General features: G+C 67.8%; 24 protein-coding genes and 1 pseudogene. 10 read left to right on the plus strand and 15 right to left on the minus strand.

Features of this window, described 5'->3' with window-relative positions; all coding sequences use genetic code 11:
• Nucleotides 1–276, plus strand: a pseudogene (locus C8K36_RS17530) (TetR/AcrR family transcriptional regulator); the annotation flags it as partial.
• A 196-nt stretch (nt 277–472) separates the two neighbouring features.
• Here the strand turns inward: C8K36_RS17530 and C8K36_RS17535 are convergent.
• The 4 genes from C8K36_RS17535 to C8K36_RS17550 form a co-directional block, all read right to left on the minus strand.
• A complete protein-coding gene (locus tag C8K36_RS17535) occupies nt 473–1,189 on the minus strand; it encodes a maleylpyruvate isomerase family mycothiol-dependent enzyme (protein ID WP_107985811.1) in 717 nt (238 codons plus the stop codon).
• Nucleotides 1,190–1,302: 113 nt separating this feature from the next.
• Nucleotides 1,303–2,334, minus strand: a complete 1,032-nt coding sequence (dmpG, locus tag C8K36_RS17540) for a 4-hydroxy-2-oxovalerate aldolase (protein ID WP_107985812.1) — start codon at nt 2,332–2,334, stop codon at nt 1,303–1,305.
• Nucleotides 2,331–3,275, minus strand: coding sequence for an acetaldehyde dehydrogenase (acetylating) (locus C8K36_RS17545; protein WP_107985813.1), 945 nt, complete (start codon nt 3,273–3,275; stop codon nt 2,331–2,333). Before C8K36_RS17545 ends, dmpG begins: the two co-directional genes overlap by 4 nt.
• Nucleotides 3,272–4,096, minus strand: a complete 825-nt coding sequence (locus C8K36_RS17550; protein WP_107985814.1) for a 2-keto-4-pentenoate hydratase — start codon at nt 4,094–4,096, stop codon at nt 3,272–3,274. Before C8K36_RS17550 ends, C8K36_RS17545 begins: the two co-directional genes overlap by 4 nt.
• 69 nt (nt 4,097–4,165) lie before the next feature.
• On the opposite strand from C8K36_RS17550, the gene C8K36_RS17555 reads away from it, so the two are divergent.
• Nucleotides 4,166–4,927 carry an IclR family transcriptional regulator gene (locus C8K36_RS17555; RefSeq protein ID WP_107985815.1) on the plus strand — a complete coding sequence of 254 codons (762 nt, stop codon included), beginning with the start codon at nt 4,166–4,168 and terminating at the stop codon, nt 4,925–4,927.
• Between the two features lie 14 nt (nt 4,928–4,941).
• Here C8K36_RS17555 and C8K36_RS17560 read toward each other — a convergent pair whose 3' ends face one another.
• Complete coding sequence (locus tag C8K36_RS17560; RefSeq protein ID WP_107985816.1) at nt 4,942–5,988, minus strand: Lrp/AsnC family transcriptional regulator; 1,047 nt, start codon at nt 5,986–5,988, stop codon at nt 4,942–4,944.
• A gap of 97 nt (nt 5,989–6,085) precedes the next feature.
• Between C8K36_RS17560 and C8K36_RS17565 the strand changes: the two genes are divergently transcribed.
• Nucleotides 6,086–7,291: a M20 metallopeptidase family protein gene (locus C8K36_RS17565; protein ID WP_107986037.1), complete on the plus strand. Its 1,206-nt coding sequence runs from the start codon at nt 6,086–6,088 to the stop codon at nt 7,289–7,291.
• A gap of 46 nt (nt 7,292–7,337) precedes the next feature.
• Here the strand turns inward: C8K36_RS17565 and C8K36_RS17570 are convergent, their stop codons facing one another.
• On the minus strand, nt 7,338–8,585 hold the full coding sequence (locus C8K36_RS17570) for an acyl-CoA dehydrogenase family protein (RefSeq protein WP_107986038.1): 1,248 nt from the start codon (nt 8,583–8,585) through the stop codon (nt 7,338–7,340).
• A 153-nt stretch (nt 8,586–8,738) separates the two neighbouring features.
• On the opposite strand from C8K36_RS17570, the gene C8K36_RS17575 reads away from it, so the two are divergent.
• The 3 genes from C8K36_RS17575 to C8K36_RS17585 all read left to right on the plus strand — a co-directional run bounded on the left by C8K36_RS17575 (nt 8,739) and on the right by C8K36_RS17585 (nt 10,251).
• Complete coding sequence (locus C8K36_RS17575; protein ID WP_107985817.1) at nt 8,739–9,224, plus strand: MarR family winged helix-turn-helix transcriptional regulator; 486 nt, start codon at nt 8,739–8,741, stop codon at nt 9,222–9,224.
• A 35-nt stretch (nt 9,225–9,259) separates the two neighbouring features.
• The gene (locus C8K36_RS17580) at nt 9,260–9,652 is read left to right on the plus strand and encodes a DUF5313 family protein (protein WP_107985818.1); all 393 of its coding nucleotides are present in this window, start codon (nt 9,260–9,262) and stop codon (nt 9,650–9,652) included.
• A 68-nt stretch (nt 9,653–9,720) separates the two neighbouring features.
• Nucleotides 9,721–10,251: a thioesterase family protein gene (locus C8K36_RS17585; protein WP_107985819.1), complete on the plus strand. Its 531-nt coding sequence runs from the start codon at nt 9,721–9,723 to the stop codon at nt 10,249–10,251.
• Here C8K36_RS17585 and C8K36_RS17590 read toward each other — a convergent pair.
• The 3 genes from C8K36_RS17590 to C8K36_RS17600 form a co-directional block, all read right to left on the minus strand.
• Nucleotides 10,239–11,348: an MBL fold metallo-hydrolase gene (locus C8K36_RS17590; RefSeq protein ID WP_258195472.1), complete on the minus strand. Its 1,110-nt coding sequence runs from the start codon at nt 11,346–11,348 to the stop codon at nt 10,239–10,241. The genes C8K36_RS17585 and C8K36_RS17590 overlap by 13 nt on opposite strands.
• Before the next feature lie 20 nt (nt 11,349–11,368).
• On the minus strand, nt 11,369–12,583 hold the full coding sequence (locus C8K36_RS17595) for a PucR family transcriptional regulator (protein ID WP_107985820.1): 1,215 nt from the start codon (nt 12,581–12,583) through the stop codon (nt 11,369–11,371).
• Between the two features lie 118 nt (nt 12,584–12,701).
• The gene (locus C8K36_RS17600; RefSeq protein ID WP_107985821.1) at nt 12,702–13,538 is read right to left on the minus strand and encodes a CPBP family intramembrane glutamic endopeptidase; all 837 of its coding nucleotides are present in this window, start codon (nt 13,536–13,538) and stop codon (nt 12,702–12,704) included.
• Between the two features lie 110 nt (nt 13,539–13,648).
• On the opposite strand from C8K36_RS17600, the gene C8K36_RS17605 reads away from it, so the two are divergent.
• A complete protein-coding gene (locus C8K36_RS17605) occupies nt 13,649–14,944 on the plus strand; it encodes an HNH endonuclease signature motif containing protein (protein ID WP_107985822.1) in 1,296 nt (431 codons plus the stop codon).
• Between the two features lie 231 nt (nt 14,945–15,175).
• Here the strand turns inward: C8K36_RS17605 and C8K36_RS17615 are convergent, their stop codons facing one another.
• The 4 genes from C8K36_RS17615 to C8K36_RS17630 all read right to left on the minus strand — a co-directional run bounded on the left by C8K36_RS17615 (nt 15,176) and on the right by C8K36_RS17630 (nt 18,730).
• The gene (locus C8K36_RS17615; protein WP_107985823.1) at nt 15,176–16,447 is read right to left on the minus strand and encodes an RNA polymerase sigma factor; all 1,272 of its coding nucleotides are present in this window, start codon (nt 16,445–16,447) and stop codon (nt 15,176–15,178) included.
• Between the two features lie 6 nt (nt 16,448–16,453).
• Nucleotides 16,454–16,798 (minus strand): YciI family protein, encoded by a 345-nt coding sequence (locus tag C8K36_RS17620; protein ID WP_107985824.1) that lies wholly within the window; start codon nt 16,796–16,798, stop codon nt 16,454–16,456.
• Nucleotides 16,799–16,901: 103 nt separating this feature from the next.
• Nucleotides 16,902–17,879, minus strand: coding sequence for an alpha/beta fold hydrolase (locus C8K36_RS17625; RefSeq protein ID WP_107985825.1), 978 nt, complete (start codon nt 17,877–17,879; stop codon nt 16,902–16,904).
• 14 nt (nt 17,880–17,893) lie between these two features.
• Nucleotides 17,894–18,730 carry an alpha/beta hydrolase gene (locus C8K36_RS17630; RefSeq protein WP_107985826.1) on the minus strand — a complete coding sequence of 279 codons (837 nt, stop codon included), beginning with the start codon at nt 18,728–18,730 and terminating at the stop codon, nt 17,894–17,896.
• Between the two features lie 129 nt (nt 18,731–18,859).
• Between C8K36_RS17630 and C8K36_RS17635 the strand changes: the two genes are divergently transcribed.
• Complete coding sequence (locus C8K36_RS17635; protein WP_107985827.1) at nt 18,860–19,480, plus strand: FHA domain-containing protein; 621 nt, start codon at nt 18,860–18,862, stop codon at nt 19,478–19,480.
• 6 nt (nt 19,481–19,486) lie between these two features.
• On the opposite strand, the gene shbA is transcribed toward C8K36_RS17635, so the two are convergent.
• Nucleotides 19,487–20,122: an RNA polymerase sigma factor ShbA gene (gene shbA, locus C8K36_RS17640; RefSeq protein ID WP_107985828.1), complete on the minus strand. Its 636-nt coding sequence runs from the start codon at nt 20,120–20,122 to the stop codon at nt 19,487–19,489.
• Between the two features lie 143 nt (nt 20,123–20,265).
• Here shbA and C8K36_RS17645 point away from each other — a divergent pair, with 143 nt between their 5' ends.
• Complete coding sequence (locus C8K36_RS17645; protein ID WP_107985829.1) at nt 20,266–21,255, plus strand: sigma-70 family RNA polymerase sigma factor; 990 nt, start codon at nt 20,266–20,268, stop codon at nt 21,253–21,255.
• Between the two features lie 23 nt (nt 21,256–21,278).
• On the opposite strand, the gene C8K36_RS17650 is transcribed toward C8K36_RS17645, so the two are convergent.
• Nucleotides 21,279–21,683, minus strand: coding sequence for a VOC family protein (locus tag C8K36_RS17650; RefSeq protein ID WP_107986040.1), 405 nt, complete (start codon nt 21,681–21,683; stop codon nt 21,279–21,281).
• A 132-nt stretch (nt 21,684–21,815) separates the two neighbouring features.
• On the opposite strand from C8K36_RS17650, the gene C8K36_RS17655 reads away from it, so the two are divergent.
• Nucleotides 21,816–22,061, plus strand: a complete 246-nt coding sequence (locus C8K36_RS17655; protein WP_107985830.1) for a hypothetical protein — start codon at nt 21,816–21,818, stop codon at nt 22,059–22,061.
• The last annotated feature ends 4 nt before the right edge of the window (nt 22,062–22,065 follow it).

Genomic DNA, 22,065 nt, shown 5'->3' on the forward strand with positions numbered 1-22,065 from the left:
CGTGCATGCCAGGAGTACGCCAGCGAAGCACATCCGCGCGGATGCCTCGTCAACAGCGCACCCGAGCTCACCGGCAATCGCAACCAGAACCGCGCGATCACCGCAGACCGACTGCGGAGAGTCGCAATCGACACGGAAACGAGCGTCGACGCCGAAACGCTCGCCGCCTTCACCCATGCTCTGCTCGTGGGCCTGTCGTCCTACGCTCGCGACGGCGCCGATGAGGAGCAGCTGCGCCGCGTGGCCGCGCTGGCCATGCGGGTGACGAGGGCGTGAGCGGTGCCCCTTTGGGGCGACCACACACCGAACACTATGCCTGTCTTGCACCTGGGCTTGCGATGGACACCCGGAGTCGACGCGACGAGAAGGGGCGAGACCGTCCACCGATAAGACTGCCGTGCAGGGCAATTCGCGAGCGGGTCTTCAAATTCCAGAGCTCGGCGACGCAGCCCGTCGACTACCTTCGATCGCCCTAGAGCCAGCGCGGCGGCTGCAGCTCGCTGCCCGCAGCCAGCCCACGGGCGCCACGACCCGATGCCCAGCGGACCACGGCGGCAAGCGAACCCGCGACCGTATCGGTCACCGGCGGACCGTCCTCCACGACGACAAACCGACGATCGCCCACCTCGAGGATTAGGCCCGCGCCCTCACCCCTGCGTCGCCACATCGCAACGATGTCGTCGAGGAGCGAGTCGAGCACAACCTCCGGGAAGTCCTCGAACCGTCCGCCGTTTCCGAGATCGACGGCGTGGAGCCACACTTCGCGGTTGCGCATCCACGCCGTCTCCGACGCCGGCACCATCCGCCCCTGTGCGGTCCGCACCTCGGAATCCCAGGCGGCATCCGGAAGCGTGCGCCACTTCTCGTCGAGCTGGGCTGACCTCTCGGAGAACAGTTTTCGCAACGAGCCGGCACTGAGCGTGGCACCCTCCTCGATCTCGCGGGCGCGCTGCTCCACCGACTCGTACATCGGCGTCTCGATCCCGGTCGCCGCCCAGTCCAGGATCCGGCACAGCGCAGCAGCGTTGTAGGCGACATGCGCCACCAGATGCTTGCGTGTCCATCCCTCGAGCAGGGTCGGACCGGACAGGTCCGCGTCCGACAGCATCGCCAGCCGCTCCGCGAAGTACGCGGTGCCTTCCCGCGCGATGTTCAACCGCTCGGCCAGATCCAACTCGTTGAAGGCCACGAACTCTCCTACTCGACGACGGTCCTGCTCCCTCGACCGTAACCCCACCCGAGAAACAACTCGGGCGCCGTGACCGAAACGGTCACGGCGCCCGAGTGGGGATTGCCTTCAGATCAGGCGTTCGCAGCCTCGCGCTCGGCGACGAGGTTCAGCGCGATGTCGACGAGCATGTCCTCCTGGCCACCGACCAGCTTGCGCTTGCCGGCCTCGAGCAGCAGGGTGCGGACGTCGATGCCGTAGCGAGCCGACGCGGTCTCCGCGTGACGCAGGAAGCTCGAGTACACACCGGCGTAGCCGAGGGTGAGGGTCTCGCGGTCGACGCGGACCGGACGGTCCTGCAGCGGGCGGACGATGTCGTCGGCAGCATCCTGCAGCGCGAAGACGTCGCAGCCGTGCTTCCACTCGTGCAGGTCGGCGACGGCGATGAAGGGCTCGATGGGGCAGTTGCCCGCACCGGCGCCGTGTCCGGCGAGCGACGCGTCGACGCGGTAGACGCCTTCCTCGACGGCGACGACGCTATTCGCGACCGACAGCGACAGGTTCTCGTGCGCGTGGATGCCGATCTCGGTGCCCTCGTTGAGGACCTCCTTGTAGGCGCGGACGCGGTCACGGACACCGTTCATGGTCAGGCGTCCGCCCGAGTCGGTGACGTAGACGCAGTTGGCGCCGTACGACTCCATCAGCTTGGCCTGCTTGGCCAGCTCCTCCGGAGGAGCCATGTGGCTCATCATGAGGAAGCCGGAGACGTCCATGCCGATCTCGCGGGCCGTCTCGATGTGCTGCGCGGAGACGTCGGCCTCGGTGCAGTGCGTGGCGATGCGCACCGAGCGCACACCCAGCTTGTAGGCGTGCTTGAGCTCCTCGATGGTGCCGACACCCGGCAGCAGCAGGGTGGTCAGGCGGGCGTTCTCGAGGACGTCGGCCGCAGCCTCGATCCACTCCCAGTCGGTGTTGGAGCCGGGACCGTAGTTCACGGAACCGCCGGCGAGTCCGTCACCGTGCGCGACCTCGATCGCGTCGACACCGGCAGCGTCGAGAGCCTTGACGATGCGCTTGACGTCCTCGGGCGAAATACGGTGGCGCACAGCGTGCATACCGTCGCGCAGCGTGACGTCCTGGACGAAGATGGTGGGGTTGGTGCTCATCGGGTGGCTTCCTTCTTCTGGGCGATGCGCTCAGCGATCTGCAGGCCGGCAGAGGTCATGATGTCGAGGTTGCCTGCGTAGGCGGGCAGGTAGTGGCCTGCACCCTCGACCTCGAGGAAAATCGACACCTGGTGGGTCGGGCGGTTGCCGCCCTCGATCAGGGTCTCGACCGGCTGATCCGCGGGGATCTCCGAGATCTGGACCTCTTGCTTGAGGCGGTAGCCGGGCACGTACGCCGAGACGTCGCCGACCATCTTCGCGACCGACTCGCGGATCTGGTCGTGGGTGGCCGGGTCCGCCGCGTCGACGAGGCAGAAAACGGTGTCGCGCATCATCAACGGCGGCTCGGCCGGGTTCAGGATGATGATCGCCTTGCCGCGCTTGGCGCCACCGACGGACACGATCGCACTGGACGTGGTCTCGGTGAACTCGTCGATGTTGGCGCGGGTGCCCGGGCCGGCGGACTTGGACGCGATGGACGCGACGATCTCGGCGTAGGCAACCGGAACGACCCGGGAGACGGCCGCGACCATCGGGATCGTGGCCTGGCCACCGCAGGTCACCATGTTCACGTTGGTGGCGTCGAGGTGCTCGTCACCGTTGACCGCGGGCACGACGAACGGGCCGATCGCGGCGGGGGTGAGGTCGATCATGCGCTTGCCCAGCGGGCGCAGGCGCGCGTCGTTGACGACGTGAGCCTTCGCCGACGTCGCGTCGAAGACGATCTCGATCTCGTCGAAGTTGGGGAGGCCGACGAGGCCCTCGACGCCCTCGGCGGTGATCGGCACGCCCATGGACGCGGCGCGCGCGAGACCGTCCGACGCGGGGTCGATACCGACCATCGCACCCATCTCGAGGTGATCGGAGTGGTTGAGCACCTTGATCATCAGATCGGTGCCGATGTTGCCGGATCCGATGATCGCGACCTTGACCTTGCTCATGCCTCGGTTCCTTCCTTGAAACGGGTGGTCACGACACCGAGTCCGGACACGGAGACGGTGACGACGTTGCCGGCCCGAACCGGCGCCATGGGTCCGAGCGCACCGGACAGGATGACCTGACCGGCCCGCAACGGCTGGCCCAGTTCGCGTGCGGTCTGAGCGAGCCAGACGACGGCCTCGATCGGGTCGCCCAGGCAGGCTGCACCGTTGCCGGAGGAGACCTCCTGGCCGTCGACGGCCATCGACATGACGACATCCTTGGGCTCGAACTCGTCGAGCGTGCGGCGCTGCGTGCCGAGGACGTAGACGCCCGACGACGCGTTGTCCGCGACGGTGTCACCGAAGCGGATGTCCCAGTTTTCGATGCGGCTGTCGCAGATCTCCAGCGCGGCGACCGCGTACTCGATGGCACCGCGCACCTGCGCGGCGTCGAGCGGGCCCTCGATCAGGTCGGCGCCGAGCACGAAGCCGACCTCGCCCTCGATCTTGGGCTGGATCAGCACGCTCATCGGGACGTCGTCACCGTCGGCGTACTGCATGTCGTCGAACAGGACGCCGAGATCCGGCTGGTCGACGCCCAGCTGCTGCTGGACGGCCACCGACGTCAGGCCGATCTTGCGGCCGACGACGACGGCGCCCGCCTTCATCCGGAGGTCATTGACGCGTTCCTGCACCTGGTACGCCGCGACGAGGTCGTCGGCGCCGATCAGGTCACGGATCGGCGCGCAGGGCACACCGGCCGCGGCGGCCGACGCGAGGCGCTCCGCGGCAGCGGCGATTGCGGACTCGCTCACCGTGGTGGAGTTCGTGGACTGGCTCATGCCGACAACTGTGCTGGGCGCAACCGCCCGAGGCCAACCTTTCGTCTCGCTCAGCGATACGCTCGGTCCATGACCAGCGCCGCGAACCTCGACACGGTCCTCGGGAAGGCGGTCGCGATCCTGCGCAGCTACCGCCCCGAGGACAACGTCGTGCCCCTCGCCGAACTGGTCCGACGGACCGGGCTGCACAAGGCCACCGTGCACCGGCTCGCGGGCGAACTGGTGGCGAATCGGCTGCTCGACCGCGTCGACGGCGGCTACCGGCTGAGCGGCGGACTGTTCGAGCTCGGCATGCTCGCGTCGCTCGAGCGCAGCCTGCTCGAGATGGCGATGCCGTTCCTGCAGGACCTCTACGAGCGCAGTCACGAGACCGTGCACCTCGGGGTCCGCGACGGTCACGACGTCGTCTACGTCGCGAAGATCGGCGGCCACCGTCAGGCGGTCTCCCCGTCCCGGACGGGCGGCCGCATTCCACTGCACTGCTCGGCGATCGGCAAGGCCCTGCTCGCGCACTCGGACCCGGACCTGCGCCGCGAGGTGCTGTCGGCGCCCATGCTCCGGCGGACCCCGCACACCATCGTGGCGCCGGGCATTCTGCAGAGCCAGCTCGACAAGGTGGTCGAGACCGGTGTCGCGTTCGAGCGCGAGGAGTCGGCGCTGGGTATCGCGTGTGTGGCCGCCCCGGTCTTCGGGCACGACGACCACGTCGTCGCGGCCATCAGCGTCACCGGCCCGACGAACCGCTACCGGCCCGAGAGCCAGGTCGCGGCCGTCCGCGCGGCGGCGGAGGGGCTGCGCAGCACGATCTCGCGCCGCGCGCGGCTCCGCTGATCACCGCCGCCTGATCACAGACCGCGGGCGCCCTCGACGGGATCCGACCAGATGTCCATCGGGACGCACTCGACGCTGCGCCCCGACTCGTCGAGGATGCGCCCCATCCGTTTGAAGAAGCGCAGCGTGACGGAGCGGTCGAGGATCTCGAGCGACGGCACCGTCCGGCGCAGCAGCTGCTCGATCCGATGCACGTCCGCGAGCGAGCGAACCCACACCGAGTAGAAGAAGTTGGCGGGTGCTCCGGTGAGGACGAGGCACGCGCGGGTCTCCGGCAGCGCGGTCAGATGCTGGGCGACGGCGTCGCACTCGTCGACGGGCACGTGCGCCCACATCCACACCGACACCGGCCAGCCCGACAGCGGCTGCGCGACGTCGCAGCGCAGCAGGAGCGAGTGCCGGTCGAGCAGGGCGTCGACGCGGCGCCGCGCGGTGCTGACGCTGCAGCCGAGTGTGGCGGCGAGGTCGGTGAGCGTTGCCCGGCCGTTCCGGGAGAGGCACGCGATGAGGGCCCGGTCCGTGTCGTCGAGCGGACGCAGCGTGCCGCTCGCGCGCGGGCCGCGGCCGTCGAGGTGTGCGCGCTGCTCGGCGTCGAGCGCCCGCAGCTGCCAGTCCCCACCCATTGCGTACGGACGGATCACGAGATGCGTTCGGGTCGATCGGATTCCGGGCAGCTGCTCGACCGCGTTCAGCAGCATGTCCGACAGGGCTGCGAGGTCGCGGACACTCACGGTGAGCAGCAGGTCGCGGGAACCGCTGGTGTGCTCGACGGTGAGAACGTGGGGCCAGCGCACCAGGATCTCGGCCGTCGGCAGCACCTGACCGGCGACGCACTCGATCTCGATGAGCGCGGCGGCCTGCGGGCCCGCGGGATGCGCGGTCACCCACGCCGATCCGCTCTCGACGAGCCGGGACCAGCGCCGTGCGGCCGTCACCGGATCGACGCCCAGCGCGGCGCCGACCTGCGCCCACGACGCCCGCGGGCCCAGTTGGAGGGTGTTGATCAAACTCAGATCGAGCTCGTCCAACGCGTCAGATTCCTGAACAGATCCATTGCTCACGAAAAAATCCTGCAGATTCGGCGGGTGTGATGCACGTCATGGGCATCATGCCTCAGCCGCGTCGACGCGGCACACCGCCGAAGAGATGGAGTCGCCCGTGTCGTTGACCGAGGACGCGAAGGGCCTGCACGGGGATCTGGTCCACCTGCGCCGCACCCTGCACGCCGAACCCGAGATCGGCCTGTATCTCCCCCGCACCCAGGAACGCGTGCTCACCGCGCTGGACGGGTTGCCGCTCGAAATCGGCACCGGCGCCGCGCTGAGTTCGGTCACCGCGGTACTCCGCGGCGGACGACCCGGTCCGACGGTGCTGCTGCGCGGCGACATGGACGCGCTCCCGGTCGGCGAGCGGGCGAACATCGACTACGCCTCGACCGTCCCGGGACACATGCACGCGTGCGGGCACGACCTGCACACCTCGATGCTCGTCGGCGCCGCGCACCTGCTGTCGGCGCGCCGCGAACATCTCGCGGGCGACGTCGTGTTCATGTTCCAGCCCGGCGAGGAGGGCTACGACGGCGCCGGCCACATGCTGGCCGAGGGTGTACTCGAGGCGTCGGGGTCCCGGCCGGTCGCCGCGTACGGACTTCACGTCAGCGCGTCGGGGGCACCCGGCGGCGTGTTCGTCACCCGGAAGGGCCCGTTGATGGCCGCGAGCGACGTTGCGACGGTACGAGTGCTGGGGCGCGGCGGCCACGGATCGTCGCCGCACGCGGCCCTCGACCCGATCCCCGCCGCATGCGAGATGGTGACGGCCCTGCAGACCTTCGCGACCCGCACGTTCGCCCCGTTCGACCCGGTAGTGCTGACCGTGGGCTCGTTCCACTCCGGCACCGCGGCGAACGTCATTCCCGACGATGCCCGGTTCGACATCACGGTGCGCACCTTCTCCGCCGAGAGTCAGGCGAAGGTTCGGGACGGCATCGCCCGGGTGTGCCGCGGCATCGCCGCCGCGCACGGGCTCGAGGTGGACGTCGACTACGACGAGCAGTATCCGGTGACCGTCAACGACGACACCGAGACGGAGTTCGTGGCCGATGTCGTCGCCGAGGTCCACGGCCCCGAGCGGTTCGCGTGGCAGCCGCAGCCGGCGGCCGCGTCCGAGGACTTCTCGCGGGTCCTGAACGAGGTTCCAGGCGCGTTCGTGTTCCTCGGTGCGTGCCCCGCGGACCGGGATCCGACGGCGGCCGCGTTCAACCACTCGCCGCTCGCGGAGTTCGACGACGCAGTTCTCGGCGACGGCGCCGCGCTCTACAGCGAACTCGCGCTCCGGCGGCTGGCCGCCGCCGACAGCGCGGCGTGAACGGTACCCGGTCCGCGCGCACCCCCCGCGCGGACCGGGGCCGGGATCACTTGGCCAGCAGACCCTTCGCGATGTGGGTCACCTGGATCTCATTGGAGCCGGCGTAGATCATGAGCGACTTCGCGTCGCGCGCAAGCTGTTCCACCTTGTACTCGGCCATGTAGCCGTTGCCGCCGAACAGTTGCACGGCCTCCATCGCGACCTCGGTAGCGGCGCGGGACGAGTACAGCTTCATCGCCGACGCCTCCGCGAGCGTCACCTTGTCGCCCGCCGCGGTGCGCTCGATCGCATTGAACACCATGTTCTGCACGTTGAGGCGCGCGATCTCCATCTCGGCCAGCTTGAGCTGGATGAGCTGGAACTGCGCGATCTCCTTGCCCCACAGCTTGCGGTTCTTCGCGTAGTCGATCGACAGACGCTGGCACTCGTTGATGATGCCCAGCGCGAGCGACGCGATGCCGATGCGCTCGGCCGCGAACGACTCCTTCGCGCTCTCCTTGCCGTCGCCCTTGGCCGGGTTCTCGGTCTCACCGAGCAGACGGTCCTTGCTGATCCGGACGTTGTCGAAGAACAGCTCGCCGGTGGGCGAGGAGTTCATGCCCATCTTCTTGAACGGCGCGCTCTGCGTGAAGCCCTCCATGCCCTTGTCGAGCACGAAGCCGAGCACCTTGCGATCGCGTGGATTCGAGTCGCCCACAGCGCCCTCCGCGAGCTTGGCGTAGACGATCGTGACGTCGGCGTACGGGCCGTTGGTGATGAACGTCTTCTGGCCGTTGAGGATGTAGTCGTCGCCGTCACGACGGACGTACGACTTCATGCCGCCGAACGCGTCGGAGCCGGAGTCGGGCTCGGTGATGGCCCACGCGCCCACCTTGTCCATGGTGACGAGTCCGGGCAGCCAGCGCTTCTTCTGCGCGAGGGTGCCGCGGCTGCGCAGGGTGCCGGCGGTGAGGCCGATGCTCACGCCCATCGACGCGACCAGGCCCAGGCTCACGCCGGCGATCTCGCTGTTGAGGATGACGCCCATGCTGCCGGCGCCGCTGAAGCCGCTCGACTTCTCACCCGACTCGGGCAGCGCCTCGCCGCGCTCCTTCGCCTCTTCCTTCGCGAAGGACTTCTCGAGCGCCTCGGTGGCCATCTCGTCCATCCCGAACGTGGAGTACATCTTGCGGATGATCTCGAACGGGGGCAGTTCACCACTCTCGAGCTTGTCGACGTGCGGCTTGACCTCCTTGTCGATGAAGCCACGCAGGGCGTCGCGGAACATCAGGTCGGTGTCTGACCACTCGTACATGTAGAACTCCACTCGGTGCGCTAGGTGTGGCCCGTGCAACAGGCCGGGCCACCCCGTGGCGGCCGCCACATCCACACATATAGAACGCGTTCTCTTTTGTCCACCCGGTGAACATTTAGTTAGTGCGCGACTTAATCGTGTATGCTTCATTTCATGACCACGACGACCATCGCAGAGGGCCTCGGCTGGGGCGACGTCGATCCGCTCGCCCTGGATCGACAGGTGTGCTTCGCCCTCGCCGTCGCCAACCGCGCGGTGCTGTCCGTCTACCGCCCCCTCCTCGAGCCGATGGGACTGACGCACCCGCAGTACCTCGTCATGCTCGCACTGTGGGGCCGCGCACCGATGTCGGTCAAGGAAATCGGGCAGGCGCTGCAGCTCGACTCCCCCACCCTGTCTCCACTGCTCAAGCGGCTCGAGTCCGGTGGGCTCATCACGCGCACCCGCAGCGTCGCCGACGAGCGCCAACTGGTGGTCGAGCTGACAGATGCCGGGAAAGCTCTGCGCGCCCAGGCCGAACGCATCCCCGGCGCCGTGGTCCAGCGGCTCGGCGTGAGCCTCGCCGAGCTCGAAGAACTCCATTCCGTCCTCTCCCGTGTCAATGCGGCGGCACTGCGCGCCGGCGCATTGCACGAGTGAACCGCTCCCTCCAGACAGGTACAGGTATCCAGGACATGTCCACCCGATCGAAGGCCAAGCGTCCCAATCCGTTCCAGTGGGTCGCCTACTCCTGCGGCCGCAGGCTTCCCGATTCGATGCAGGACTGGGTCCGCAACGATCTCATCGGCGACTGGGCCGTGCCGCGGCACATGATCCGCAGCATGGTGCCGTTCATCCCGATCTTCGCGGCGTTCTTCCTGTTCCCCGGCCCGTTGTGGTTGCGGGGATCGATGGTGCTGCTCGGCGTCTTCCTCGCGCTGTTCTTCTCCGCGGCGTACATGGAACAGAACCGCCGCCGCCGGCTCGAGAAGAACGGTCTGGACCCCAACCTCGAGAACCCGAAGAAGCTCGCGCGCCACAACGCCGAGAAGGCCGCGTACGAGAAGGCGCACCCGCACGCATTCTGACCGGGCTCATCTCTCGGTCGCCGGGACGAGCCCCCGTGCGTTCGGCGCGGAGTCCATAGCCTGCATCCATGACCGAGCGCCTTCTCCCGACCGCACCGGGCCCTTACCGGAGCCTGGAAACCCACGTTCGAGACGAATGGATCGACGTCAACGGCCACATGAACGCGCAGTTCTTCGGCTTGGTGATCTACGACGCCCACGCCCGGTTCACCGACCTGATCGGGCTCGGCGACGAGTACGTCGAGCAGACCGGGTGCGGCAAGGTGGTCGTCGAAAGCCACATCACCTACGAGCGTGAACTCCGGCGCGACGAGGCAATCGTCGTCGATTCCTGGCTGCTCGGGGTCGACGACAAGCGAGCGCACTTCTTCCACGAACTGCGCTCGCCGGCCTCGGGACACCGCGTCGCCGTAGGCGAGCAACTGGATCTGCACTTCGATCTGTCCGCGCGCCGGGTGGCATCCTTCCCCGACGACGTTCGAGCCGGGCTCGAAGAACTGTCGAGTGCGCAGTGCGCGGCGGGACTGCCCGTCGGCACCGGCCGGACTCCGGGCGTCCGGTCCCCGAAAGGCGCTACGCCACAGGATCACCGACTGTAGAGGGCGATCCCGTCCACTTCCGTGCGGTGCAGTGCACCGCGGTGGACCAACACGTCGAGGTGTGCGACTGCCTCGAGCACGGCATACCCCTGCAGAGGTTCGGCCAGGTCAGCGAACCGATGCTCCCGCCGCGTCCATCGCAACCGGTGTGCCGTCTCCAGCGCGGTGGCCGGATGAGATGTCACCGCCTCCAACGTGACGTTCAAACGAGTGTGATGATGCTCGATCAGTTCACGGGCGCGCTGCGATGCGCTCGGCGTCGTCGGGCCGTGCGCGGGCAGAAGTTGCGCGTCCGGCATCGTCTGGACGAGTAGGAGCGAAGCGAGGTAGTCGCTCAGCGGCAACCGATTCGGCCCGGATTCGAGCCCGATCCACGGCGTGATGTTCGGGAGGATGTGGTCGCCGGTGAAGAACAGTCCGGCATCGGGATCCCAGAACGAATAGTGTCCGTTCGTGTGACCCGGGGTGGGAATCCCGATCAGGGTGCGGTCCTGCAGCACGATCCGAGGGCTACCCTCGAGCCACCGGTCCGGCAACTCCACCGCGACGGAGGAGGAATTCTGCAATGCAGCCTGCAGGCTGTTGGCCAGGTGCCCCGCCCCGGCCCGGGACAGAGCGGCGGACGCACCGAATGACTCACTTGCAGAAGCCGCTTCGCCCGCATGCCACCCGACCATGTTCCGTTCGCCGATGCCGAGACTGACCGGTGTGCCGTGCCGTCCGCGGATGTCCATCGCCAGCGAGTAGTGATCCGTGTGCCAGTGCGTGATGAGGAACTGGCTGACGAGACCGGGGTCGAAGCCGATTCGCTCGAGGCCCTCGGTCAGATGGCGCGCACCGTCGTCGGTCGCCCAGCCCGAGTCGATCAGTACGACGTTCGCGCCGTCGACGACGGCGTAGACATTGATCGCCGGTGGGCCCTCCGGAAGCGGTAGCGGAATGCGGTAGACGCCGGGGGCAACCTCATGTGTTCCTGGAGCACTCCAGTGCGATGCAGCATCGGTCACTGACAGGCCGTCGTCGTCATCGAGGTATCCCTTCGCAAGCAGTGAGTCGAACTTGCCACGATGGATCGCCTCGGGGCGCCCGTCGACCACTGAGCGAGACGGATGCGCACTCAGGACGTCCAGCCACCCGCCCGTCGTGCGTCGAGCGCGGATCCCAGGGTCATGATGCCCTCATAGCAATTGGGATCGAGCCCGACCAGGTCCCGGATCCTGCCCAGGCGGTTGTTCACCGTGTTGGGGTGGACACTCAATGCGTGGGCCGTTCGCCCCCGGTCGAGGTCGTGGTGCAGGTACACGTCGAGCGTCTCGACCAGTTCCGGGTACGGATCCAATGCCACCAGCGCGTCCACCAGATACTGCTGACCGGCAGTGGCTCTCGACAACTGGAATGGCAGCGCGAGGTCCTTGAGCTGATACACGGCAGGCGCGCGGCCCATTCGACGCGCGAGTTCGAGGAGTTCGCGCGCCAGCCCTCCGGCACCGGCGAGTTCCCGGCGTTTGACGGGTTCGGTGACCGCGCCGACCACCGGTGCACCGGCTACCTCTCCCACACCCGCTGCCAGTTCCACCGCCACCCGGAACCAGTCGGTATCCGCGCCGACCCATCTCGGCACCAGCACCGTCGTCGCGTCGGGCTCGACGATCGCGAGGGCCGGAGGCGGACCCACGCTCTCGAGTACCCGCACCGTCCGAGCTTCACGGGTCCGCCACGTCCTCGGGTCCGACTCGACGCCGCCGCCCGACAGGGCGAGGACCGAGTACTCGTCGGCGAGTTCGATCCCGCACCAGCGCGCCGTCGGATCGGCATCCTGGCCCGCCAACAACAAGCGTGCCAACAATTCCCGCGACGGCTGCTCGTCGCCCTCGAGCGCCACCCGTTCGCCCTCGTAGCAATCCACCACCGTCCGAGTGATGACTTCCTGCAGCCGCAGCACACCGTCCGCGATGTCGACGAGGCCCGAGGCACGCTCACCGGAGGCCGCGGAACGACACTCGTCCAATAGGATTCGCCCGAATCGGTACCAACTACTCAAAACCGCCGACAGCGATGCCCCGTCCACCGCCGCCTGCACCGCGCCCTCGCGAACCGGCCGCAGCTCGTCCGCGGTGAATGACCGGTCCTCCCGGATCGCTCTCACCGCCAGACGGAAGAACTTGAGCGTACTGCGCTGCACCAGTTCCGGATTCGGCCGCATCACGGATGACGGCGCCCCGGGCCGGTGGCCGTCTCGGGCGAGCGCATCGAACCTGGCGTCCAGGCGGTCCAGGATTGCAACAACGGCGGCGCTGGGCGCGCCGCGTCCGGGCTCGTCATCCGACGGCATGGCCCGAACGATACGCCGACGACCCGGCGCTTCGGGGTGCAATCCGACGGCCGTGGCCGGTCGACGTCGTTCGCCGACTTTCGGAATCCGCGGCAAACATCGCAATTGCTCCGCCGACTCACACCGCCCGCGGGGACTGACCTTTCCCCGGCGCGGAGCCGCTGACGTCGGCCGCACGGTTCGGCTCGACGTCGCGGCGTTTGACGAGCAGCACGGCGCCCAGGATCACGTAAGCGAGGATCGGCGCAAAGGATCCGACGTAGCCCTGCTGGTCCAGCAGAATTGCCGATCCACTGAGCAAGGCGAAGTCGAAGAGTCCGTGCAGTACCGAGTTGAGCGCATTGCCGCCCGAGACACGACGGGTCAGATAGAAGAAGTACCCGGCAAGGCTGACCGCGATCGCCTGCGGAATCGCAGAAGCGCCGTGACCGAAGACGTTCGTCAGGTGGACCACACCGAAGATGAGGCTGGACCACAGGGCTACCTGACCCTCACGGAGGCCGTGGTTGCGCAGCATGGTCACTCCGATGCCACGGAACATTCCCTCCTCGCCCCATCCCACGAACTGAGTGACGACCAGAAGCGTGATGACGAAGAGCCACCCCTTCTCGGCGAGCGCGCTGTAGTCGATGCCCAGGACGATCGCGACCAGCAGCACGATGGGTACGACCCATACCCAGCGGTTGACGGGTCGGTCGTCCTTCATAGCCGGCCGCCACCAGCCCAGTGTCGCAATGACGCCGTAGGTGAACGCCAACGCGAGACCCAGAGGAATCAGCATCGTGAAGACGACGCCGCGAGTGGTCACGGTGTCGTCTTCGTTGCCCCAGCCCGCGATGAGCGTCCCGCCGAACTGGATGATCACCAGGTACACGACGACGATGACGGCGAACAACAGGTAGGAGAGGTGGCGACCACTGATTCGGGGCGCTGCCACGTGTTTCGGAGTGCTCATCGCGTAAGAGTAAGGACGCGAGGGTGATTCCGCGCGCCGAATCAGATAGGTCTGGTGTCCGGAACGCCACAAGCATTGACTCGAACACCAGTTCGAACTAAACTCGAGGCATGAATCCGGGGGGAATCATCGAGCCAGGCACCACAGCGCTATCGCTGATCGCCGACGACGCGCGCCGTCTCCCCGAGACGCAGATGTTGCAGTCCACTCTCGACATCTCACACGAGATCGAGCGCCTGGAAGCATTGCGTGTCACCATGGTCGCCGAGATCGACCAACGGCCAGTCTCATTCGACACCCTCGGGTTTCGCAGCGTGAAACTGTGGTTGGCGTCGAACACCCTTCTCGAAGTACCTGCCGCCGCACGGATACTCGCGCTCGGACGGGCGCTGGGTCGGCAACCCGAGATCGCCGACGCCTACAACAGCGGCCAGGTTTCGGGAGACCACGCCGCGCTGATCGCGAAGTTCTGCGAGAAACCCCCCAACGGCATGCCCGACGAAGCACTCGGCCCCTGCCGACAAGCGCTGCTCGACTGCGCCACGGGACCTGCCGCGACGACGGATGCATTACGGGGTGCGATCGCGAAACTCGAGCGAATCTTCGAGTCCGACGACCTCCCCGCCAGCGAAGACACCGACCGCAACGAATTCCATGCGTCGAAGACTCTGAACGGTCGGGTGGCGGTGAAGGGCGATTTCGACGCTGTCACCGGCGAGATGCTGCTCACCGCACTGTCGGCGTTGACGAAGCCGACGAATCCGGTCGACGACCCCGCCGGCATGCGGAGTCCCGGGAACCGCCGTGCCGAAGCGTTCACCGAGATCGTGCGCCACTACCTCGACTCAGGCGAGGCCCCGGTCGAAGGCGGAGAGAAGCCACACCTATCGCTGCACGTGAACGCGGCCGATCTCGCGCGCTCCGACACCGAGCACGACGGGGGGCACGGCGAGCCGGATTTGTTGGGCGACAAAGACATCGCCCGGATGCCCTGGATGGGGCCACTCTCGATCGCCACCGCACGACGCCTCGCCTGCGACTGCCACCTCACACCCGTCGTCATGGACGACGGAGTGCCGCTCAATCTCGGACGCAGCAGCAGAACAGTCTCCAAGAAACAGCGCCGCGCACTCGTCGCCCGCGACCACGGCTGCGCCTTCCCCGGCTGCGGCACACCACCCGCCCACTGCGAAGGCCACCACATCAAACACTGGGTCGACGGCGGACCGACGGACCTCGACAACCTGGTCCTGCTGTGCCGCTACCACCACCGGCTACTCCACCACTCCCACTGGCAAGTAGCCATCGGCGACGACCACCACCCGTGGTTCACACCGCCAGGCTCGTTGGACCCGTACCGGAAACCGATCCCCGCACACAACCGCGCCGGGCCACGCGCAGCGTAGAACGGGCAGCGTAGAACGGGCAGCGTAGAACGGGCAGCACAGATGCCCAGTTATCGCGCTCGCATTGGAGTTCCAATGCGCCACAACCGGAACAGCTCGACGAACTGGCCGGCACAGACGTTCGCCGAGGACAGAATCACACCCGTCGTCCCCATCGCGAGCGTCGGCGACACCAGGGTTTCCTCCCCAGCGAGGATCGAGAACGGCCCACCGCTTCCACACCGGGCCCAGCTACGACTGCTCCGTCGTCTCCGCGAGCCTGCCGCGCAGATATTCGCGCTCCGGCTCCGTGCCGGCCAGGTCGAGCGCGCGCCGGTACTCGTCGGCTGCCTCCGCTCGACGTCCGAGCCTGATCAGCAGTTCCGCGCGCGCCGCCGCGTACGGATGGTGCGAACGCAGATGTGGCTCGTCGGCCAGATCGTCGAGCAGCGCCAGACCTGCCTCAGGACCGTCGCGCATGGCGATCGCCACCGCACGATTCAAGGCGACCACCGACGACGGCACGCGCCGCAACAGCACGTCGTACAGGGCCACGATCTGCGGCCAGTCGGTGCTCACGACATCGACCGCCTCGTCGTGCAGTGCGGCGATCGCCGCCTGGACACCGTAGGGGCCGGGCGGGCCGCCGGTGAGCGAGACCAGCACCAGCGCACTGCCCTCCTCGATCATCGGGCCGTCCCAGGCCCCGCGGTCCTGAGCATCGAGCAGCACCAACTCACCGCCCGGACCCGTACGGGCGCCTCGACGAGCATGTACGAGCAGGAGCAGGGCCAGGAGTCCCGACACCTCTCGTTCGTCCGGCAACAACCGGTGCAGAACGCGCGTCAGCCGGATGGCTTCCTCGGCGACGTCGAGACGCTGCAACTGCGGCCCGGCGCTCGCGGCGTACCCCTCGGTGAAGATCGAGTACAGCACCTGCAGGACGCCGGGCAGCCGCTGAGAAAGCTCGTCCGCCCCGGGTACCCGGAACGGTATCCGGTTCGCCTGAATCCGCGCCTTCGCACGCGTGATTCGCTTCGCCATTGTCGCGGTCGGCACGAGGAAGGCCCGGGCCACCTCGGGTGTCGTGAGACCGGCGAGGCAGCGCAGAGTGAGCGCGGTCCGGTCCTCGGGCGGCAGCGCCGGGTGCGCGCACGTGAAGAATAGTTGCAGGCGTTCGTCGGGCAGTTCGCCGTCCGCGTCCGCGGGCGGAGCGGGATCGGCGCGGTCCGCTTCCAGCTGCATCACCGCGATCCGGGCGGCGAGCACCCGGTCCCGGCGCAGACGGTCGACGGCCCGGCGCCGGGCGGTGGTCAGCAACCAGGCACCGGGCTTGGACGGCACGCCGTCCACCGGCCAGTGCCGCAGCGCCGACTCGATCGCCTCGGACGCGGCCTCCTCGGCCAGATCGAGATCACCGAATCGGCTCACCAGGGCGGCGAGCAGGCGACCGCACTCCTCACGGAAGACCGCCTCGACGGACGTCTCCGCGTCGTTCGCGCGGCCGCTGCCCTCCGGATCCATGGATCGTCAGTTGCCGAAATCGGCGATGGGGCGCACCACGATCCGGCCACCTCCGTGCGATCCCGGGCACTGGGCCGCCCAGTCGAGCGCGACGTCCAGATCGGGCACGTCGATCACGTAGAAGCCGCCCAGCACCTCACGGGTCTCGGCGAACGGTCCATCGGTCGTGATCGTCCGGACGCCGTCCGAGGCGACCTGCACGCTCGTCGCGGTGACGAGATCTGCCAGCGACTCCCCCGACACGAAGATGCCGGCGTCCTTGACTTCCTTGTCGTAGACCATCCAGTCCTCGGGGGTGCAGCCGTTGTTCGCGTCGGCGGATTCGGCGTTGATCAGCATCAGGTACTTCATGATCGGTTCCTCCTCGAGAGGTTCTCGTTGTTGCGGTTCACCATGACGACGAACGAGGAGGCCGCGAAAGGACAGCGGTGCCGAAAATTTCTCGGCGGCGCCGTCAGTCGAGCCCGCGCAGGAACTCGAGCATCGCGGCGTTGACCTCCTCGGCTGCCTCCATCTGCACGAAATGCCCGACGTCGGGGATCACGTGGGTGGAGCGCAGGCCGGGCACCATCGACGCCATCGTCTCGAACGGGTTCTCGCCCATCATCTCCAGCACCGGATCCTTCGAGCCGGCGATGAACGTGGTCGGCACCGTGATCGGGCGGCCGTGCAGTTCCTCGTTCTGCTCCCACACGTAGTCGTCGGCGCGGTACCAGTTGAGCCCGCCCGTGAAGCCGGTGCGGGTGAACTCGTCCACGTAGTAGTCGAACTCCTCCTCGCTCAGCCACGACCACGGCAGCGCCGGCGGCTCGGGCAGCACGTCGAGGTATCCGTTGCCCTCGTACGGGAAGTCCCAGCAGTCGAGGTAGCGGTTGGCGCCGCTGAGCGCGTGGAAGATCTTGGCCAGGAACTCCCGCGGGTTCTCGCCGAGTTCTCGATCGGCCGGCCCGTGCTCCTGGAAGTAGTGCAGGTGCACGAAGTGCTGCGACGCGAGATACCGGAACCCGTCGGTGGGTCGGACGGGTTGCCGCGGCATCCGCGGAACACTCAACTGCATCAGCGCGCGGACCCGGCCCGGCGCCCAGTTCGGCAGGTCCCACACCAGTTGCGCGCCGAAGTCGTGGCCCGCGAACACAGCCTGCTCGATACCGAGGGCGTCCAGGAGACCGACCATGTCGTCGACGGTGTGCCGACGGTCGTACTCGCGCGGATCCGACGGCACGTCGGTGCGGCCGTACCCGCGCATATCGGGGGCGATCACCCGATATCCGGCCGCCGACAGCGCCGACAACTGGTGCCGCCAGCTGTACCAGAGTCCCGGGAAGCCGTGACACAGGACGACAGGATCGCCCTGGCCCTGCTCCGCGATGTGCATGTCGATATCGCCGACGCGCACGGTTCGGTGAGTGAGTGTTTTTGCAGGATCGGTCATTCCGGGAGATTAGGTCAATTCAGGCGAGGGCGGAGCCAATCGACGAGATCGTCGAGCACCTTCTCCTGCTCAGGTTCGTTGAACACCTCGTGGAACAAGCCGTCGTACGTCTTGAACGTCAGGTCCTTCGACCCGGCGCGTGCCGCGATCATCCGGCTTCCGGAGATGTCGGCGAGACGGTCCTCGGTGCCGTGTAGCACCAGGACCGGCAGGGTCAGCGACGGCAGCCGTGCCGGGAAGCTCTTGGCCGCGGTGATCATGCCGCGCGCGATGCCGGCCTTGACCTTTCCGTGATGGACCAGTGGGTCGGACTCGTACGCCGCCACCACCGCGGGATCACGCGAGACGGCCTTCGCGTCGAGGGTCTCCACGGGAACCCCCGGCGCGAACCGTCCGATGATCTTGCCGATCTCGATCACGATCTTGGGTTTGCCGCTGGTGACATCGACGGCGGGCGCCGACAGGATCAGACCCGCCAGTTCGTCCTGGTGATCGAGTGCGTACGACAGCGCGATCGCCCCGCCCATGCTGTGCCCCAACAGGAACCGGTCGAGTCCTGGGTTCTGGGCAGTCGCGATGCCCGACAGTCGGTGCAGATCGTCGGTGAACTCCGACCAGTCGTGCAGTTCGATCCGCTTGCCGCCGGAACGCCCGTGCCCGCGGTGATCGGGCGCGTAGACGACCAGGCCGAGCGCCGTCAAACGTTCGATGACGTGATCGTAGCGGCGCGCGTGCTCGCCCAGGCCGTGCGCGAGCAGAAGGACGCCCGTCGGCGGACCGTCCGGACGCCAGACGTCGTACACGATGCGGGTGCCGTGCACCCCGGCGAATTCCGACTCTGTGTGCTGCACGTCGCCGAGTCTAGGTCGGCGAACGCGGCCATGGGGCGATTGTCGCCCGGCGCTTGTCGGCCCGGCGCTTGTCAGCCCGTTCGTCCGGCGGCACGATGAAGGTGGCCGGCAGGAGTGACTGGAGTGCCCATGAGCGCGACCGATGCCCCGTACCTGAGGTACACCGACAAGACCGGGCAGGCCCGCGAGGTTCCGCTGTCCGTCGACACCCCACGCGTGACGGTGGGCCGGGCATCCGACGCGGACGTCTCGCTGGCCGCCGACCCGGAGGTCTCCCGCCTGCACGCGACACTCGAGTGGATCGGCACCGACTGGACCATCGTCGACGACGGCCTGTCCCGCAACGGCACGTTCGTCAACGGTGAGCGCATCACGGGACGCAGGCGCCTGCGCAACGGCGACAGCATCCGGATCGGCAACTCGGCGTTCGTGTTCCGCGACCTGACGGGCCAGGTCGGCGAGCCGACCCGCGTGGCCGCCGACATTCCGACGGTGCGGTCGTTGACGCGGACCCAACGCTCGATCCTGGTCGCGCTGTGCCGGCCGTACAAGCACAATGCGGCGTTCGCGAATCCGGCGTCCAATCAGCAGGTCGCCGATGAGGTGTTCCTGAGCGTCGACGCCGTCAAGACGCACCTGCGCGCGCTGTTCGCGAAGTTCGGTGTCGAAAATCTGCCGCAGAACCAGAAGCGGTTGCGCCTCGTCGAGAAGGCCCTGCACAGCGGGGTGATCACCGAACACGATCTGTGACACCCGTCAGGCCGCGGTGTCGGCGATGTCGGCGATCGCCGAGGTCTGCGGCAACTGGGAGCGCAGTCGAGCGAGCGCACGATGCTGCGCGATCCGCACCGCGCCCGGCGTCGTTCCCAGGGCGTCCGCGGTCTCGGTTGCCGACATGCCCCGTACCAGGCGCATCACCAGGATCTCGCGGTGCCGGTGCGGCAGGGTTTCGACCAGGCTGCGGGCCCAGGTGCCCCGCTCCTGGGCGATGGCGCGTTCCTCGGGACCGGCGTCGGTGCACGCCACCTCTCCCGCATCCTCGAGTGGTGCGCAGGCCTTCCGGGCGGCGCGGCGGGCATCGACCACCTTGTGGCTCGCAATCGCGTACACATACGTCAGGAAGGACGCCCCGCGGTCGCAGTATCGCGGCAGCGCGGTCATCAGTGCCACACACACCTCGTGGGAAACGTCCTCGGCCACCGACTGCAGCGCGCCACGGCCGAGGCGGGCGAAGCAGTAGCGGCGCACCAGCGGATAGACGATCGCGAGCACGCGCTCCCGCGCCTCCCGGTCCCCGGCCACCGCGTCGGGCACCCACTCCTGCAACACCTCACGGGCACGGGCAGCGGACATCTCGTTCTTCGCCTTCAGGGTCGTCACGTTCGCACGCATGTCGTATCTCCCAACGCGGACGGCGCGGTCGGCCGGTCCATGTCTTCGATCCTCGGCGCGTTCGGCGGCCCCCGACAGGCACCCTCGGGTGGCGCTCCCGCACCCTGTTCCGCTTGTCGGTATCCGCCGCTAGGGTTCCGAACATGACCGTAGAGCAGAGCCTCGACGACCAATTCCTCACGGCCGCAGATCCTTACCGGCGCGAACTACTGGCCCACTGTTACCGCATGATGGGCTCCATACACGACGCCGAGGACCTGCTGCAGGAGACGCTGGTGCGTGCATGGCGCGGCTACGGCAAGTTCGACGGCCGCTCGTCCATCCGCACGTGGTTGCACCGGATCGCCACCAACACGTGCCTGACGGCGCTCGAGGGCCGCGATCGGCGGCCACTGCCCACCGGACTGGGTGCGCCCAGTTCCGATCCGTCGGACGACCTGATCGAACGCGGGGAGGTGCCGTGGCTCCAACCGATCCCGGATTCCATGGTGTGGGGTGATTCGACTTGGGGGGCCGACGATCCCGCGACGGTGGTCGCCGGACGCGAGTCGGTGCGGCTGGCCTTCGTGGCAGCTCTGCAGCATCTGTCGGCCCGGCAACGCGCCGTGCTGGTGTTGCGCGACGTATTGCAGTGGAAGGCGTCAGAGGTGGCCGATGCGATGGGCACGTCCACCGCGGCCGTCAACAGTCTGCTGCAGCGCGCCCGCGCCCAACTGTCCGAGGCGACGCCCACCCAGGACAACCTCGTCGAACCGGAGTCCGACGACGCCCGCGAACTGCTGCGCCGCTATGTCGACGGGTTCGAGCGGTACGACATCGACGGCCTGGTGGATCTGTTCACTCAGGACGCCGTGTGGGAGATGCCGCCGTTCGTCGGCTGGTACGTCGGCGGGCCCGACATCGCGCGGCTCATCAAGGAGAAGTGCCCGTCCGACGGTCCGGGCGACATGCGCCTGCTGCCGGCATCCGCGAACGGCCAGCCCGCGCTCGGCCTGTACATGCGTGAAGAGGACGGCGTCCACCGTCCATTCCAGCTCCACGTCCTCGACATCACCGAGCGCGGGGTCGCCCACGTCACGTGCTTCTTCGACATCGACCTGTTCGCGAGGTTCGGGCTGCCGTCGCAGCTCTGACACCCCGCGGGGCGGTCACCGAGTCACTGACCGGCAGCGGCCGGATCCATCCACATGACCTCCCAGACGTGGTTGTCGAGGTCGCGGAACGACCGTCCGTACATGAACCCGTGGTCCTGCGGGTCCATCCACTTGGTGCCGCCGGCGGCGATCGCGGCATCGACCAGCGAGTCGACGCCCTCACGGCTGTCTGCCGAGATGCACGTGAGCACCTCACGGCTCTTCGACGTGTCGCAGATGTCGTCGGCGATGAAGTCGCGGAAGCGCTCGGTCTGCAGCAGCATGATCCAGGCCGAGTCGCTGATCGCCATGCAGGCGGTCTTTTCGTCACAGAACTGTTCGTTGAACTCGAAGCCGAGGCCACCGAAGAACGCACGGGTGGCGGCGACGTCCTCGACCGGCAGGTTGACGAAGATCAGACGGGACATGGGGCTCTCCATTGCTCGCAGTGAGGGTCGGGCCGAGCCCGCTTCGGGGCTCGCACAGAGAACAGACCACCGCCGCACCGAAAACTCATCGCGGGGCTAGGCACACGACCGGCGCGGTGGTCTCATGGATTCATGAGTGAGGACAAGCGACACTTCGTGGCGAGTCGACTCGACGGACTCATCCACACGCTCGAACTGCAAGCACCGACCGAGCGCGAGCCGTCACCGGTACCCACCGCCAACGGGTTCACCGGATCTCTCGCCGAGGCGCAACGGCACCGGGCCGAACTGGAATCCGCGACGCCCGCCCGCGTGGACGAGATCGCGGCCGGCTATCCGGAGATCGCGAAGGACTGGGCCGAGAAACAGACAGCCTGAGCAG

The sequence above is a fragment of the Rhodococcus sp. OK519 genome, from assembly GCF_003051005.1.
GTDB lineage: Bacteria > Actinomycetota > Actinomycetes > Mycobacteriales > Mycobacteriaceae > Prescottella.

Excerpts from the sequence above, each read along its gene's own strand:
- dmpG (WP_107985812.1), bottom strand. The coding sequence starts at position 2,334 with ATGAGCACCAACCCCACCATCTTCGTCCAGGACGTCACGCTGCGCGAC.
- C8K36_RS17545 (WP_107985813.1), bottom strand. The coding sequence starts at position 3,275 with ATGAGCAAGGTCAAGGTCGCGATCATCGGATCCGGCAACATCGGCACC.
- C8K36_RS17550 (WP_107985814.1), bottom strand. The coding sequence starts at position 4,096 with ATGAGCCAGTCCACGAACTCCACCACGGTGAGCGAGTCCGCAATCGCC.
- C8K36_RS17555 (WP_107985815.1), top strand. The coding sequence starts at position 4,166 with ATGACCAGCGCCGCGAACCTCGACACGGTCCTCGGGAAGGCGGTCGCG.
- C8K36_RS17570 (WP_107986038.1), bottom strand. The coding sequence starts at position 8,585 with ATGTACGAGTGGTCAGACACCGACCTGATGTTCCGCGACGCCCTGCGT.
- C8K36_RS17575 (WP_107985817.1), top strand. The coding sequence starts at position 8,739 with ATGACCACGACGACCATCGCAGAGGGCCTCGGCTGGGGCGACGTCGAT.
- C8K36_RS17580 (WP_107985818.1), top strand. The coding sequence starts at position 9,260 with ATGTCCACCCGATCGAAGGCCAAGCGTCCCAATCCGTTCCAGTGGGTC.
- C8K36_RS17585 (WP_107985819.1), top strand. The coding sequence starts at position 9,721 with ATGACCGAGCGCCTTCTCCCGACCGCACCGGGCCCTTACCGGAGCCTG.
- C8K36_RS17595 (WP_107985820.1), bottom strand. The coding sequence starts at position 12,583 with ATGCCGTCGGATGACGAGCCCGGACGCGGCGCGCCCAGCGCCGCCGTT.
- C8K36_RS17600 (WP_107985821.1), bottom strand. The coding sequence starts at position 13,538 with ATGAGCACTCCGAAACACGTGGCAGCGCCCCGAATCAGTGGTCGCCAC.
- C8K36_RS17605 (WP_107985822.1), top strand. The coding sequence starts at position 13,649 with ATGAATCCGGGGGGAATCATCGAGCCAGGCACCACAGCGCTATCGCTG.
- C8K36_RS17615 (WP_107985823.1), bottom strand. The coding sequence starts at position 16,447 with ATGGATCCGGAGGGCAGCGGCCGCGCGAACGACGCGGAGACGTCCGTC.
- C8K36_RS17620 (WP_107985824.1), bottom strand. The coding sequence starts at position 16,798 with ATGAAGTACCTGATGCTGATCAACGCCGAATCCGCCGACGCGAACAAC.
- C8K36_RS17625 (WP_107985825.1), bottom strand. The coding sequence starts at position 17,879 with ATGACCGATCCTGCAAAAACACTCACTCACCGAACCGTGCGCGTCGGC.
- C8K36_RS17635 (WP_107985827.1), top strand. The coding sequence starts at position 18,860 with ATGAGCGCGACCGATGCCCCGTACCTGAGGTACACCGACAAGACCGGG.
- shbA (WP_107985828.1), bottom strand. The coding sequence starts at position 20,122 with ATGCGTGCGAACGTGACGACCCTGAAGGCGAAGAACGAGATGTCCGCT.
- C8K36_RS17645 (WP_107985829.1), top strand. The coding sequence starts at position 20,266 with ATGACCGTAGAGCAGAGCCTCGACGACCAATTCCTCACGGCCGCAGAT.
- C8K36_RS17650 (WP_107986040.1), bottom strand. The coding sequence starts at position 21,683 with ATGTCCCGTCTGATCTTCGTCAACCTGCCGGTCGAGGACGTCGCCGCC.
- C8K36_RS17655 (WP_107985830.1), top strand. The coding sequence starts at position 21,816 with ATGAGTGAGGACAAGCGACACTTCGTGGCGAGTCGACTCGACGGACTC.